Genomic DNA, 13667 nt, shown 5'->3' with positions numbered 1-13667 from the left:
CCGGCTCAGGTGCGCAGCATCCGCTCGATGGCCTTGGTGGCCTCCTGCACCTTGGCGTCGATGGCCTCGGGGCCCTTGACGGCCGCGTCGGCGACGCAGTGCCGCAGATGCTCCTCCAGGAGCTGGAGGCCGAAGGACTGCAGGCCCTTGGTGCTCGCCGAGACCTGGGTGAGTATGTCGATGCAGTAGACATCTTCTTCGAGCATCCGCTGCAGTCCGCGGATCTGGCCCTCGATCCGCCGCAGTCGCTTGATGTGTGCGTCTTTCTGCTTTGCGTAGCCGTGCACACCGGCTGCCGGTGAAGTCTCTGCGTGATCGGTCACGGTTTGAACTTCGCTTCGGGGGTCGGGGGCCGGCTGCGGGGGGTGGCAGGCCGCGGCGGCTGCGGTGCTGCCGCTGGTGTCGGCGTCCGTGGTCGTCATGGCCGTCTCCCGTGGTATCTAGGCGATCTATATACCCCTGGTGGGTATATGGTACCGAACTTTGCGGGCACCTGTGGTACCCCGTGCAGAGCATGCTGCACGATGGGCGACACTGAAGGAATGCCGGTTAGCAGTGGCTGGATGATGCGCCTAGCATCAACTCGACCGAATCCGATGCACCCCGAGGATTTCACGTGCGCTTTCGTCTGACCCCCAGGGAGACGAGCTTCTACGACATGTTCGCCGCCTCCGCGGACAACATCGTCACGGGCTCCAAGCTCCTGATGGAACTGCTCGGGGCGGACGCCTCAGCCCGGGCAGAGATCGCCGAACGCATGCGGGCGGCGGAGCACGCGGGTGATGACGCGACCCACGCGATCTTTCACCAGCTGAACTCCTCGTTCATCACGCCGTTCGACCGCGAGGACATCTACAACCTCGCCTCGTCGCTCGACGACATCATGGACTTCATGGAGGAGGCCGTCGATCTGGTCGTCCTCTACAAGGTGGAGGAGCTGCCCAAGGGCGTCGACCAGCAGATCGAGGTGCTGGCGCGGGCGGCCGAGCTGACCGCCGAGGCCATGCCGCATCTGCGGACCATGACCAACCTCACCGAGTACTGGATCGAGGTCAACCGCCTGGAGAACCAGGCCGACCAGATCCACCGCAAGCTGCTGGCGCACCTCTTCAACGGCAAGTACGACGCCATCGAGGTCCTCAAGCTCAAGCAGATCGTGGACATCCTGGAAGAGGCGGCGGACGCCTTCGAGCATGTCGCCAACACCGTCGAGACCATCGCGGTCAAGGAGTCCTGAGCGCCTCTCATGGACACCTTCGCGCTCGTCGTGACCATTGCGGTCGCGCTCGGTTTCACCTACACCAACGGCTTCCACGACTCCGCGAACGCCATCGCGACCTCGGTGTCGACGCGGGCGCTGACCCCGCGGGCGGCGCTGGCGATGGCCGCGGTGATGAACCTCGCCGGTGCCTTCCTGGGCAGCGGGGTCGCCAAGACGGTCAGCGAGGGGCTGATCTCCACTCCCCACGGCAGCAAGGGGATGGGCATCCTCTTCGCCGCGCTGCTCGGCGCGGTGGTCTGGAACCTCGTCACCTGGTACTTCGGCCTGCCGTCGTCGTCCTCGCACGCCCTCTTCGGCGGCATGGTCGGTGCGGCCCTCGCCGGCGGCACCACCGTGATCTGGTCCGGGGTGGTCGAGAAGGTCGTCCTGCCGATGTTCATCTCGCCCGTCATCGGCCTGGTGCTCGGCTACCTGGTGATGGTCCTCATCCTCTGGATGTTCCGTAAGTCCAACCCGCACAAGGCCAAGCGCGGCTTCCGCATAGCCCAGACGGTGTCCGCCGCGGGCATGGCGCTCGGCCACGGTCTGCAGGACGCCCAGAAGACGATGGGCATCGTGGTGATGGCCCTGGTCATCGCCGATGTCGAGGATCAGAACGCGGCCATCCCGCTCTGGGTCAAGCTGGCCTGTGCGATCACCCTGTCGCTCGGTACGTACGCGGGCGGCTGGCGCATCATGCGCACCCTGGGCCGCCGGATCATCGAGCTGGACCCGCCGCAGGGCTTCGCCGCGGAGACCACGGCCGCCTCGGTCATGTACACCGCGTCGTTCATGTTCCACGCGCCGATCTCCACCACCCATGTCATCACCTCCGCGATCATGGGCGTGGGCTCGACCAAGGGCACCCGCGCGGTGCGCTGGGGCGTCGCCAAGAACATCGTGATGGGCTGGTTCATCACGATGCCGGCCGCGGCGCTGTTCGCGGCGCTCTCGTACTGGGTCGTGGAGCTGGTGTTCGGCTGACGGACGGCTGCCGGCCGCGGCCACCGGCCGGGCCACGGAGCACCGGCCCGCCGGCCTGAGGACGGCCGGCACTGCACCTCCGAGCACAGCAAATGGGCCCGCCCCCCGGGAAGTGGGGGCGGGCCCTTCGTCTTGCGGTGGCACCGCCATGCAGCACCGCAGGACGTGGGTGGGGGCGGCCCGGCCGAAGCGGCCGGGCCGCGCTCGCCGCTCAGCCGAAGCGGCCGGAGATGTAGTCCTCCGTGGCCTGGACCGACGGGTTGGAGAAGATCCGCTCGGTCTCGTCGATCTCGATCAGCTTGCCGGGCTGGCCGACGGCGGCGAGGTTGAAGAACGCCGTACGGTCCGACACACGGGCGGCCTGCTGCATGTTGTGCGTCACGATGACGATCGTGAAGCGCTCCTTGAGGTCGCCGATCAGGTCCTCGATGGCGAGGGTGGAGATCGGGTCGAGCGCCGAGCAGGGCTCGTCCATCAGCAGGACCTGCGGTTCGACCGCGATGGCGCGGGCGATGCACAGCCGCTGCTGCTGGCCGCCGGACAGGCCGGAGCCGGGCTTGTTCAGCCGGTCCTTGACCTCGTTCCAGAGGTTGGCGCCCTTGAGGGACCTCTCGACGACGTCCTTGAGCTCGCTCTTCTTGTACGAGCCGTTCAGCCGCAGACCGGCCGCGACATTGTCGAAGATCGACATCGTGGGGAACGGGTTGGGGCGCTGGAAGACCATGCCGACGGTGCGGCGGACGGCGACCGGGTCGACCCCGGAGCCGTAGAGGTTCTCGTCGTCCAGCATCACCTTGCCCTCGACGCGGCCGCCGGGGGTGACCTCGTGCATACGGTTCAGGGTGCGCAGGAACGTCGACTTGCCGCAGCCGGACGGGCCGATGAAGGCCGTGACGGAGCGCGGCTCGACGGTCATCGAGATGTCGTCGATGGCCTTGTGGCTGCCGTAGTACGCGGAGAGGCCGCTGACGTCGATTCGCTTGGCCATGGAAATCACTGCTTCTTTCTGTTGGCGGCTTGGTCAGCGGCCGGACTTGGGGGCCTTCCAGCGGGCGATGCCGCGGGCCACCAGGTTGAGGATCATGACGAAGGCGATGAGGACAAGTGCCGCGGCCCAGGCGCGGTCGTACGAGGCCTCGGAACCCTGCTGCCACTGTTGGAAAACGTAGAGCGGAAGTGACTGCTGGGCATCTTCGAAGGGGTTGTTGTTGATCGTCTTCGCGCCCCACACCAGGAGGAGCACGGGGGCGGTCTCCCCGGTGATGCGTGCGATGGAGAGCATCACACCGGTGGTGATGCCGCCGATCGACGTGGGCAGGACGACCTTGAGGATGGTGCGCCACTTGGGCACGCCGAGGGCCAGCGAGGCCTCGCGCAGCTCGTTCGGGACGAGCTTGAGCATCTCCTCGGTGGAGCGGACGACGACCGGCATCATCAGGATCGCCAGTGCCATCGCGCCGGCGAAGCCGGACGGGCCGAAGCCGAGGATCAGGATCCACACGGAGAGGATGAACAGGCCGGCCACGATCGACGGGATACCGGTCATCACGTCGACGAAGAAGGTGACGGCCCGGGCGAGCCGGCCGCGTCCGTATTCGACGAGGTAGATCGCGGTGAGCAGACCGATCGGCGCGGCGATCAGGGTGGCCAGGCCGACCTGCTCCAGGGTGCCGATGATCGCGTGGTAGATACCGCCGCCGGGCAGCGCGTCCGGGGTGGTGCCCATCGAGTGCTGCAGGAAGTAGACGTCCAGGACCTTGGTACCGCGGCTGACGGTCTCCCACAGGAGGGAGGCCAGCGGGATGACGGCGATCAGGAAGGCCGTCCAGACGAGGCTGGTGGCCAGCCGGTCCTTGGCCTGCCGGGCGCCCTCGACGGCCGCGGCCAGCGCGAAGGAGCCGAGGATGAACAGCAGGGCGGCGATCAGGCCCCACTGGACCGTGCTGTCCAGGCCGGCGCCCAGGCCGATGCCGCAGCCGGCGCCGGCCGCGGCCAGCGCGATGACCGGCGGGGACCAGCGCGGCAGCCGGGCCTGCTTGAGGGAGACCGGAAGCGGGCTGCCGCCGTTGGAGACCGCGGGGCGGTCGGTGGTGATGCTCATGCAGCGGCTCCCGAGTACTCCTTGCGACGGGCGATGATCAGGCGGGCCGCGCCGTTGACGAGCAGCGTGATCACGAAGAGGACGAGACCGGAGGCGATCAGGGCGTCCTGGCCGAACTGATCGGCCTCGCTGAACTTGCTGGCGATGTTCTGGGCGAACGTGCCGCCGCCCGGGTCGAGCAGGCTGGCGTTGATGAGGAAGCTGGGCGAGAGGACCGTGGCGACGGCCATCGTCTCGCCGAGCGCACGGCCCAGGCCCAGCATGGAGGCGCTGATGATTCCGGAGCGGCCGAAGGGGAGCACCGACATCCGGATGACTTCCCAGCGGGTGGCGCCGAGGGCCAGCGCGGCTTCCTCGTGCATCTTCGGGACCTGGAGGAACACCTCGCGGCTGACGCTGGTCACGATCGGCAGGATCATGATCGCGAGCAGGATGCCGACGGTGAACAGCGAACGGGCCGCCCCGCCGCCGTATTCGAAGATGCCGGTCCAGCCGAGGTAGTCGTCCAGCCAGGTGTAGAGGCCGGTCAGATGCGGGACGAGGAAGAGCGCGCCCCACAGGCCGTAGATGATGCTGGGCACCGCGGCGAGCAGGTCGATGACGTAGCCGAGCGTCGAGGACAGCCGGCGCGGGGCGTAGTGCGAGATGAACAGCGCGATGCCGACCGCGACCGGGACCGCGATGACCATCGCGACGATGGAGCTGACGACGGTGCCGAAGGCGAGGACCGCGATGCCGAACTTCGGCTCCAGACCGGTGGCGTTCCAGTCGAGCGTGGTGAAGAAGTTGGCCTTGTCGCCGGAGATGGCGAGCACGGAGCGGTAGGTGAGGAAGACCGCGATGGCGGCCATGATCACCAGCAGGGCGATTCCGGAGCCCCGGGAGAGCCCGAGGAAAATCCGGTCACCGGGACGGACCGCCTTGCCCGATATGGCGGAGGGGCCGTTGTGGTGTGGCGGAGGCGGGGTGTCGGTCGTGGAGGAGGGTGTATTCATGGGTTCTCCGGTCTGCGGAGCCGGGTGAGGGCTCCTGGCGCGGCGGTGCACCGGACGGGCGGCGGCCCGAAGGGGGCCCTGGTGAAGGGGCCCCCTTTGTGGACCGTACGGCGGTGTGTGGGCCGCCGCCCGGTAGGTCAGGAGATCTTGGCGACGGTCGCGCGGACCTTGTCGGCGATCTCGGTGGGCAGCGGGGCGTAGCCGAGCTCCTTGAGGGCGCTCTGGCCGTCCTTGCTGGCGATGTAGGTCAGGAAGGACTTGGTGGCGGGCAGCGTCTCGGCCTTGTTGCCCTTGTTGCAGGCGATCTCGTACGTCACCAGGGTGATCGGGTAGGCGCCCTCGGCCTTGGTGTTGTAGTTGAGCTTCAGGGCCAGGTCATCGCCCTTGCCGACCTGCGTGGCCTCGGAGATGGCCTTGGAGGCGTTGTCGACGGTGGCCTCGACCGGCTCCTTGGCGCCGGTGTCCAGCTTGGCCGTCGGGATCTTGCTCGCCGTGGCGTACGACAGCTCGAAGTAGGAGATCGCACCGCTGGTCTGCTTGACCTGCGAGGAGACGCCGGCCGAGCCGGAGGCCGCCTGGCCGCCCTCGCCCTCCCACTTCTTCGCCGGCTCGTGCTTCCAGCCACCGGCGGCCTTGAGGTACTTGGTGAAGTTGTCGGTGGTGCCCGAGTCGTCGGAGCGGTGGAACGGCTGGATCTTGAGGTCCGGGAGCTTCGCGTCCGGGTTCAGCTGCTTGATCGCCGGGTCGTTCCACTTCTTGATCTCCGAGTTGAAGATCTTCGACAGGGTCTTGGCGTCCAGCACCAGGTTGTCGACACCCGGCACGTTGTAGCCGACCGCGACCGGGCCGCCGACCATCGGCAGGTCGACGGCCTGGCCGCCCTTGCAGACCTTCTTCGACTTGGTGACCTCGTCGGGCTTGAGGGCCGAGTCGGAGCCGGCGAACGCGGTCTGGCCCTGCAGGAAGGTGGTGACGCCGGCGCCGGAGCCCGTGGGCTGGTAGTTGATCTCGGTGTCCTTGCAGGCACCCGAGTAGTTCTGCACCCAGACGTCCATGGCGTTCTTCTGCGCCGACGAGCCGGAGGCAAGCAGCTTGCCCTTGCCGTCGCACTTGATGTTCGACGGCTTGGCGGCGCCACCGCCACCGGCACCGGTGGTGTCGTCGGAGCCGCACGCGGACAGGGCCAGGGCACCGGTGACGGCGAGAGCGCCAACGGCGAGGGCGCGAACCCGGTTCTTGCGCTGAAGCTTCACTGTCGAGAGTTCCTTCCTGGGGCGCGCCGCTTCGTCGGCGTGCGAGGTGGTGAGCGGGGCATTGGCTGTCGCGGTCTGCGATGCCAGCTAGCCGTGTCGCGCTTGCTCTGAGGGCATGACGCGCACTCGGTACGGCTGAAATTAGGTAGATCAGGTGAAGCGGCCGATGGAGGAGAGTGAACGCAGGGTGAACCTCGGCCATCGGCTGGGTGCGGGGGGAGAACCGCTCGCAGACCCGTGCGAAACGGCCCGTCACCCTGTTGAATTACCCGTCGGTATGGCAGCATCCGCGCCTGGGAGACGCGAATCGGTGCGGAACGACCGGAGGTGGCTGGTGGGGAGCCAGGGGGCACGGCAGGACGTTCGGGACGTACGAGGCATGCGGGGGGTAAGGGGCGTAAGGGGCGGCCGCCTGGTGGCATGCACCGCCGTCGTCCTGTGCGCGATGGGGCTGCTCGGCAGTACGGCGACGGCCGCCTACGCCGACGACCCGAAGAACCCGGCCGCGGACGCACGGCGGGCCGGGGACTCCGCGGCCGCCGCGGACGCCGACGCCCGCCGCCTCGACGGTGTACGCAAGAAGATCGACGCCCTCTACCGCAAGGCCGAGCAGGCCACCGACGCCTACAACGCCGCCGAGGAACAGGTCGAGCTCCAGCAGAAGGAGATCGTCAGGCTGGCGCGCAGCATCGACAGCACCCAGCGCAAGCTGGCCGCCCTCAAGCGGCAGGCGGGCTCGCTGGCCAGCGCCCAGTACCGCGGCGGCGGGCTGCCCTCCGAGGCGAAGCTGATGCTCGACGCCGACCCGGAAGGCTTTCTCGACAATGCCACTCTGGCCCGTAAGGGAGAGTTCGCCGCCAAGCGTGTGATCCGTCAACTGGCCCGCCTCAAGGGTGACTTGGAGAGCTATTCGGACTCCGCGACGGACCGCTGGGAGCAGCTGGAGGCGAACCGCAAGAAGAAGGAAAGCGCCCAGCGGGACATCAAGAAAAAGATCGACGAGGCGAAGAAGCTGGAATCCCGGCTGGCCACCAAGGAAAAGGACCGGCTGAAGAAGCTGGAGGACGAGCAGGCCTTCAAGCGGCAGCAGAAGTGGCTCGACTCCGGTGTCCTGAATGACATCAGCAACAAAGCCTCGGCGGCCGGCAAGAAGGCGATTACCTTCGCCACCGCACAGCTCGGCAAGGATTACGTGTGGGGCGCCGAGGGGCCGGACACCTTCGACTGCTCCGGGCTGACCCTGCGGGCCTGGCAGGCCGGTGGCCGGACGATTCCGCGGACCTCGCAGGAGCAGTGGCGGCAGCTGCCCCGCGTCGGCCTCAGGGATATGCGGCCGGGCGATCTGATCATTTATTTCTCGGATGCCAGCCATGTCGGGATGTATCTCGGTGACGGCGCAATGGTGCATGCGCCGCGGCCCGGCCGGCAGGTGACGATCACCGGCGCCGGCTCCATGCCGATCCTCGGTGTCGTCCGCCCCGACGGTGCGGCCGGCGGTGATGGCGCGCATCACACGGACGAATAATGACCGGATTGTTTGCTATCTGAGGGTTGTCGTGGCGTAGCTGAATGCACTCATGCGGGGTGATGTTCGTCATTCCGCATTCCGCCCTCCCCAGGTCAAAAGGCTTATCGGGTGCGGCATATGACGATGGCCGATTGCCGCCGGGCATTCCAAACCTCTCCGTACTGACGCTATGGTCGCCTGTCAGTGCCCGGTGTGCGCCTCACTCAACTGACCGACGAGCGGTGTGGAGCCGGGCACGGTGGTGCGCCGTCGGTGCCCATCGCACCCCTCGGGGGGAGGGAAGGAAGCAGACCAATGCCCGTACCCGTACCGCACCAGCGGACGGTCGTGCTGCCGCATCAGGCAGGACCGGCGGACGACGCCTGCGCGGACACCGCGCGGGTCGCCGACGCGCCGGGCGCGGGGGACGCCACGGCCCAGGGCACGAGCGCCCCGGCGCCGCAGGGCTTTCCGGAGCCCGGACAGCCCCAGGCGGCCGAACAGCGACTTTCGGCCGACCACGGACCGCTGCACCAGGGCCTGACCCTGCTCCTCATCGGCGAGGACCCCAACAGCCATGTCCCCGAGATGTGGGACTGGGCGGGCCGCAAGGTGCGCCTGCGCACCGCCCGCAACCTCACCGAGGCCGAGCGGCTGCTCACCGACGATGTGCACTGCATCCTGCTCGACCTGCCCCCGGCGGAGCGCACCACAGACCGTGACAGCGGCGACGCCGGCGCCCCCGGCGACGAGCTGGGCATGCTGCGTGACGTCCTGCGCATGGCGACCTCGCACGCCGTCCTCGTCCTCACCTACGAGACGGACGCCGAGCGCGCCGCCGACGCCGTCCGCGTCGGTGCCCAGGACTACCTCTTCCGCGACGAGCTGGACGGCGCGGTCCTCAGCCGCGCGGTCCGCTACGCCGTCGAGCGCAAACGCGCCGATCTCGCCCAGCGCCAGCTGACCGAGTCGCGGATGCTCGCCCAGGAGAACGCCCGCCTGGAGCGCGGTCTGCTGCCCACGCCCCTGCTGGACGGCTCCGACCTCCGGTTCGCCGCCTGCTACCGCCCCGGCCGCAGCCGCGCGCTGCTCGGCGGCGACTTCTACGACACCGTCCGCACCCCGGACGGCACCGTCCACGCGATGATCGGCGACGTCTGCGGCCACGGCCCCGACGAGGCCGCCCTCGGCGTCGAGCTGCGGATCGCCTGGCGCGCGCTGACCTTCGCCGGACTCTGCGGCGACGAGCTGCTCGCCACCCTCCAGAAGGTGCTGGAGCACGAGCGCGCGGACGACGAGATCTTCGCGACGCTGTGCACCGTCGACATCTCCGCGGACGGACGCCGCGCCGGTCTGTGCCTGGCCGGCCACCCCGCTCCGCTGCTGGCCCGGGCCGGCGAGGACCCGCAGCTGCTGCCGTACGAATTCGGCGGCCCGGCGCTCGGTCTGCTCCCGCACGCCCGCTGGCCGCGCCGGCAGGTCGAGCTGGGCGGCGCCTGGAGCCTGATGATGTACACCGACGGCCTGATCGAGGGCCGGATCGGCAAGGGCAACCAGCGCCTCGGCCAGGAAGGCATGACCGAACTGGTCAGCCGGCAGATGGCGGCCGGTCTCAGCGGTGAGGAGCTGCTGGACGCGTCGGTCAGGGAGGTCCGCGATCTGAACGGCGGCGAGCTGACGGACGACGTGGCCGTACTGCTGCTGGACCGGCGCTGACGGAGCCGCGGGTCCAGCGGGGGCCCGCAGGCCTGGTGCGGCTCAGCGCCCGCCGTTGTAGGGCCCGTACGGCCCGTCCGAGCTGGAGCCCCCACGGCGCGGGCCGCGGCCACCGCCGGAGACCTCCCGGAGCGCGGGCCGGACGTCGACCGTGTAGACGATCACTGCGATCACGCCGATGACCGGCAGGAACGACATGATCGGGAGAATGAACAGCAGCGCCGTGGCCAGGGCGAGGAAGATCAGCCACATGCCCTTGGTCTGCTTGCTCGCGGCGCGGTAGGCGTCCTCACGGCGCACGGCCGCATCGATCAGCATCACCGCGGCATAGACGCCCAGGGCGAGCTGCACCCAGCTCAGAATGCTCTGGAACCCGTAAATCAGCACGCCCTACACCGCCCGTTCGCCAGTCGTGTCGTCTCGGTCCACTGCTGCGGCCGTCGGCCGCCCATGCGGCCCCACCGTACCCGCACAACGGGCCGGGCACCTGAAGTGTGCCCGGCCCATGCGGTGAATCGGCGCCCCCGGCGCCGGGTGAGCGAGCTCACAGCCCCCTCACCTCGTGCGCTCCGCAGTCACTTGGCGGACGGCGGGGTGCTCTTCTTCGTCGGCGCCGCCGGTGCCGGCTTGCGCTGCGCGACGGGCTTCTTCGGCGCGGCCGGCTTGGGCTGCGTCGAGGGGGTGGCCTTGGTCTCGGCCTTGATCCCGTTGGCGGCCTGGGGCTTCGTGCCGCTCTTGTTCGCCGGCTTCTGCGCGGGCTTCTGCGAAGGCTTGTGCGCCGGCTCCGGCTCGATCGCCACCGCGAGGTCCTCGACCTGCTCGGCGGCCTCGCCGCGCCAGGTCGCCACGGCGCCCCGGCCGCGCTCGGCGAGCTCCTCGTAGCCCTCGCGGGTCCGGACGACGGCCTCGGCGGCCCGGCCCACGCCCTGCAGCGCCAGCTCCTGCGCCTGGTCCCGGACCTTCTTGATGTCGCCGTCGAGCGAGCCCAGCAGCTCGGTCAGCTTCTCCTTGGCGTCCTTGGCCTGCTTGCTCACCAGGGCCTGGACGTCCTTGGGGTCGGTGCTGCGTACGGACTCGAAGCGCTTGGGCGCCTCGACCCGGATCTTCTCGACGAACTGCGGGACCTCGCCGAGCTTCTCGGCAGCCAGGTCGACGGTGCCGGCCAGGGCGTACAGCGGGGTCGCGTCGGTCAGGGCCTTGCGGAGGTCATCGGTGTTGATGGCCATGACGTTGTTCCTCCTGGAAACGAAATCGGTTGCTCAGGTGGCGTGCGGGCCGCCGTCGGCCTCTGTCTCGAGGGAGTCCGTGCCGCGCCCGTCCTCATGTCCGCTCGCAGCGGCGTCCTTGCCGCCGTTCCCGAGCCCGTTCTCCTTGCGGAAGGACTCGTAGATCTGCAGCAGGACCTGCTTCTGCCGCTCGTTCAGCGCCGGGTCGGTGAGTATCGCGGTCTGCACCTCGACCCCGTCCAGACCGCGCCGCTCGTCCAGGATCCCGGCCTGGACGTACAGGGTCTCCGCGGATATCCGCAGCGCCTTGGCGAGCTGCTGCAGAATCTCCGCGCTCGGCTTGCGCAATCCGCGCTCGATCTGGCTGAGGTACGGGTTGGACACCCCGGCGGCATCTGCGAGCTGCCGCAGACTCAGCTGCGCGGTGCGCCGCTGCTCCCGCAGGAACTCGCCGAGGTTGCCGACGTTGAGTGATGCCATACCCCGATGGTGCCTCGCCGTGCTAACTATTGCAAGCAAGCGCTAGCAATAGTGCTCTGGTCGGGTGGGGAGGCCATGGGGAGGGCGAGTTTCAGCCGCCGGGCGGGCGCCGTACCCCCTGCCCATCGGCTGCCCGGTGCGGGCATCGTCACGCCCGCCGCGCGCACGTCCGTGCTCCCGGGGCGGACGTAGGCCCGTAGTCCCGGGGCAGCGGGCAGGCCTTTGGTCCCGGGGCGGACGTACGCCCGTGGCCCCGGGGCAGACGTAGGTGTGCAGGTCAGGCGTAGGTGTGCGTCCGCGTGTACGGGGTGAAGCCCAGGGACTCGTAGAGCCGTTTGGGAACGGGGTACTCGGCGTCGCCCCGGCATTGGACGACGGCGCGCCGGCCGCCGGCCTCGGCGAACGCCTGCAGCACCGCGAGGCAGACGGCGCGCGCCAGACCGCGCCGGCGGTGCTCGGGGTGGGTGCCGACCGGCTCGAACACGCCGGTGCCGAGGGCCGCGTCGTACCAGCCCTGGCAGTAGGCGGCGACCTCGCCGGCAGGAGACACCGCGACGAGGTCGAACTCGGCCCGGTACGGCCAGATTTCCCTCATCCGGGCATGGCGCTCGGTGGTCACCCGCGTCGAGCCGAACGCGGCGCGGTGGGCCGCCGCCCGGCCGGCCACCTCCGCACGGCTCTGCTGCGCGCGAATCCGGTAGCCGTCCGGCAGCGGTGGCGCGTCCGGCAGATCCGTGAGCGACCGGCCGAGACCGAGCATGAACGGCCCGCCGTCCGTACGGGTGAGGCCATGCCGCTCCAGCGCGGCCCGCAGATGCGGCTCGGTCTCCGCGACCTCCACGCTCAGCGCGCCGCCCACGGTGCGCCCGGCCGCCCAGGCGAGCACCTCGTCGGCCAGCTCCGGGTGCGCCGGGTCGACCTGGAACTGCAGAGTGCCCGGCAACTCCAGCCACGCCCAGGCCAGGGGCCGGTGGGCGGTGGGGGACCCGGCAGCGGGCGCGCCCACGTCCCCGTCCGTCCAGACGGCCGTCGGGTTCTCGTCGTCCCGGCCGAGGGCGAGACACCAGGCCCAGGCGAGGTCCCCGATGTGCCGGTAGCCGGTGTCCGGAAAGAGGCGCCCGGCCAGACTCTGCATGGCGCACAGCGCCACGGGACCGGTGTACTCATGGCGCTGCATGGGGAGTTGGCCTCACTTGGGTTGACGATGCGTGGGTCGATCGACGATGTCGCTTGCTCCGGGCCATGTGGCCACGGCCCTCACTCCTTGAGCCAGAAGCTGACGCCGTCGAGCCAGGCATCGAGCAGCGGCACGTCTCCGACGATCTCGATGCCGTTGCTGCGGTCGTTGCCGTTACTGCTGCTGCCGCTGGGGCGCGTACGGCGACGGTGGCCCGGGCGTGGGTGCGACTCCAGGTGAGGGTGTCGCCGTCGAGGCCGACCAGCCATTCCGCGGCCGTCTCCGGGGCGGTGTCGGTGGCGTGGAAGTGGAGGGTGCGGCCCTCGGACATCAGATCGCGCAGCTCCGGCTTGGCCTCGAAGACCAGCGGCAGCGAGGCGAAGCCCATCCACTCCTCGAGGGCGTCGATGGCGACCTCTTGGGCGAGGGTGAAGGCCGGAGCGCCGGCGGCGGGGGCGGTGGTACGCGGAGCGGGGGAGGCCGCGGCGATCGTGAAGGTCGCGTCGGCGCGGTGGACGACCGTCTCGTGCACCATACGGCGGGCCCAGAACTCCGGGGTCCCACCGGGAGCCACGGTCCACACCTGGGCTTGGGGGCCCGCCGCCCGCAGTGTGGCCGCCAGTTGCCCGGCGCCCTCGGCGAGCCAGGCGTCGACCGCGGCGGGGTCCTTGCCCGTGGCGCCGGAGACATCGTTGACCAGCTCGTCGGAGACGGGCTCCGCCGCCCGGGTCCGGACGATCGTCTCCGCCCAGCGATGTGCCCCGCCCAGATGCCACAGCAGCTGGCCGAGGTTCCAATCGGGGCAGGTGGGTACGGGCGTCGCCAGGTCGGCGCCCTCGATGCGGGACCTCAACAGGTCGGTCTGAGCGACGATTTCGGCACAGTAGCGGGCATAGCTCATCGACGGCATGCCGTCACGGTAGAGCGCCGTCAGGCCGGATCCCAGCGCTTTTTCCCGGGCGGCGGG

General features: G+C 69.6%; 14 protein-coding genes. 4 read left to right on the top strand and 10 right to left on the bottom strand.

The window, feature by feature from the left end; genetic code table 11:
* Window positions 1-5: 5 nt before the first annotated feature.
* A complete protein-coding gene (locus SLV14N_RS16665; RefSeq protein WP_208681652.1) occupies window positions 6-422 on the bottom strand; it encodes a metal-sensitive transcriptional regulator in 417 nt (138 codons plus the stop codon).
* Between the two features lie 194 nt (window positions 423-616).
* On the opposite strand from SLV14N_RS16665, the gene SLV14N_RS16660 reads away from it, so the two are divergent.
* Window positions 617-1237: a DUF47 domain-containing protein gene (locus SLV14N_RS16660; protein ID WP_026170326.1), complete on the top strand. Its 621-nt coding sequence runs from the start codon at window positions 617-619 to the stop codon at window positions 1235-1237.
* A 9-nt stretch (window positions 1238-1246) separates the two neighbouring features.
* Window positions 1247-2245, top strand: coding sequence for an inorganic phosphate transporter (locus SLV14N_RS16655; RefSeq protein ID WP_208681650.1), 999 nt, complete (start codon window positions 1247-1249; stop codon window positions 2243-2245).
* A 211-nt stretch (window positions 2246-2456) separates the two neighbouring features.
* On the opposite strand, the gene pstB is transcribed toward SLV14N_RS16655, so the two are convergent.
* The 4 genes from pstB to pstS all read right to left on the bottom strand — a co-directional run bounded on the left by pstB (window position 2457) and on the right by pstS (window position 6594).
* A complete protein-coding gene (gene pstB, locus SLV14N_RS16650; protein ID WP_018093401.1) occupies window positions 2457-3233 on the bottom strand; it encodes a phosphate ABC transporter ATP-binding protein PstB in 777 nt (258 codons plus the stop codon).
* A 33-nt stretch (window positions 3234-3266) separates the two neighbouring features.
* Window positions 3267-4346, bottom strand: coding sequence for a phosphate ABC transporter permease PstA (gene pstA / locus SLV14N_RS16645; RefSeq protein WP_208681648.1), 1080 nt, complete (start codon window positions 4344-4346; stop codon window positions 3267-3269).
* Complete coding sequence (gene pstC, locus SLV14N_RS16640; RefSeq protein ID WP_263269894.1) at window positions 4343-5341, bottom strand: phosphate ABC transporter permease subunit PstC; 999 nt, start codon at window positions 5339-5341, stop codon at window positions 4343-4345. The genes pstA and pstC overlap by 4 nt, the downstream gene beginning before the upstream one ends.
* A gap of 137 nt (window positions 5342-5478) precedes the next feature.
* Entirely contained in the window at window positions 5479-6594 is a 1116-nt protein-coding gene (gene pstS / locus SLV14N_RS16635; protein WP_263269892.1) for a phosphate ABC transporter substrate-binding protein PstS, read from the bottom strand.
* A gap of 415 nt (window positions 6595-7009) precedes the next feature.
* On the opposite strand from pstS, the gene SLV14N_RS16630 reads away from it, so the two are divergent.
* Together SLV14N_RS16630 and SLV14N_RS16625 are read left to right on the top strand one after the other, a co-directional pair.
* Window positions 7010-8119 (top strand): C40 family peptidase, encoded by a 1110-nt coding sequence (locus tag SLV14N_RS16630; RefSeq protein ID WP_263269890.1) that lies wholly within the window; start codon window positions 7010-7012, stop codon window positions 8117-8119.
* Between the two features lie 297 nt (window positions 8120-8416).
* Window positions 8417-9817 carry a PP2C family protein-serine/threonine phosphatase gene (locus SLV14N_RS16625; protein ID WP_263269889.1) on the top strand — a complete coding sequence of 467 codons (1401 nt, stop codon included), beginning with the start codon at window positions 8417-8419 and terminating at the stop codon, window positions 9815-9817.
* Window positions 9818-9859: 42 nt separating this feature from the next.
* Here the strand turns inward: SLV14N_RS16625 and SLV14N_RS16620 are convergent, their stop codons facing one another.
* From SLV14N_RS16620 to SLV14N_RS16600, 5 genes are all read right to left on the bottom strand, one after another.
* Window positions 9860-10204, bottom strand: a complete 345-nt coding sequence (locus SLV14N_RS16620) for a DUF2516 family protein (RefSeq protein ID WP_018093407.1) — start codon at window positions 10202-10204, stop codon at window positions 9860-9862.
* A 188-nt stretch (window positions 10205-10392) separates the two neighbouring features.
* Entirely contained in the window at window positions 10393-11043 is a 651-nt protein-coding gene (locus tag SLV14N_RS16615; RefSeq protein ID WP_208681641.1) for a hypothetical protein, read from the bottom strand.
* Window positions 11044-11076: 33 nt separating this feature from the next.
* Window positions 11077-11523 carry a helix-turn-helix domain-containing protein gene (locus SLV14N_RS16610; RefSeq protein ID WP_208681639.1) on the bottom strand — a complete coding sequence of 149 codons (447 nt, stop codon included), beginning with the start codon at window positions 11521-11523 and terminating at the stop codon, window positions 11077-11079.
* Between the two features lie 277 nt (window positions 11524-11800).
* The gene (locus SLV14N_RS16605) at window positions 11801-12700 is read right to left on the bottom strand and encodes a GNAT family N-acetyltransferase (protein WP_263269886.1); all 900 of its coding nucleotides are present in this window, start codon (window positions 12698-12700) and stop codon (window positions 11801-11803) included.
* On the bottom strand, window positions 12687-13610 hold the full coding sequence (locus SLV14N_RS16600) for a maleylpyruvate isomerase N-terminal domain-containing protein (RefSeq protein WP_263269876.1): 924 nt from the start codon (window positions 13608-13610) through the stop codon (window positions 12687-12689). Before SLV14N_RS16600 ends, SLV14N_RS16605 begins: the two co-directional genes overlap by 14 nt.
* Window positions 13611-13667: the final 57 nt, after the last annotated feature.

Source organism: Streptomyces sp. Je 1-4 4N24 (genome assembly GCF_026239515.1).
In the GTDB taxonomy this organism is placed as follows: domain Bacteria; phylum Actinomycetota; class Actinomycetes; order Streptomycetales; family Streptomycetaceae; genus Streptomyces; species Streptomyces nigrescens.
The sequence above is the reverse complement of the archived record's forward strand: the minus strand, read 5'-3'. Positions and strand labels throughout refer to the sequence as shown.

What these genes read in the sequence shown, in the direction of transcription:
- SLV14N_RS16665 (WP_208681652.1), bottom strand. Translation starts at nt 422, where the DNA reads ATGACGACCACGGACGCCGACACCAGCGGCAGCACCGCAGCCGCCGCG.
- SLV14N_RS16655 (WP_208681650.1), top strand. Translation starts at nt 1,247, where the DNA reads ATGGACACCTTCGCGCTCGTCGTGACCATTGCGGTCGCGCTCGGTTTC.
- pstB (WP_018093401.1), bottom strand. Translation starts at nt 3,233, where the DNA reads ATGGCCAAGCGAATCGACGTCAGCGGCCTCTCCGCGTACTACGGCAGC.
- pstA (WP_208681648.1), bottom strand. Translation starts at nt 4,346, where the DNA reads ATGAGCATCACCACCGACCGCCCCGCGGTCTCCAACGGCGGCAGCCCG.
- pstC (WP_263269894.1), bottom strand. Translation starts at nt 5,341, where the DNA reads ATGAATACACCCTCCTCCACGACCGACACCCCGCCTCCGCCACACCAC.
- SLV14N_RS16625 (WP_263269889.1), top strand. Translation starts at nt 8,417, where the DNA reads ATGCCCGTACCCGTACCGCACCAGCGGACGGTCGTGCTGCCGCATCAG.
- SLV14N_RS16615 (WP_208681641.1), bottom strand. Translation starts at nt 11,043, where the DNA reads ATGGCCATCAACACCGATGACCTCCGCAAGGCCCTGACCGACGCGACC.
- SLV14N_RS16610 (WP_208681639.1), bottom strand. Translation starts at nt 11,523, where the DNA reads ATGGCATCACTCAACGTCGGCAACCTCGGCGAGTTCCTGCGGGAGCAG.
- SLV14N_RS16605 (WP_263269886.1), bottom strand. Translation starts at nt 12,700, where the DNA reads ATGCAGCGCCATGAGTACACCGGTCCCGTGGCGCTGTGCGCCATGCAG.
- SLV14N_RS16600 (WP_263269876.1), bottom strand. Translation starts at nt 13,610, where the DNA reads ATGCCGTCGATGAGCTATGCCCGCTACTGTGCCGAAATCGTCGCTCAG.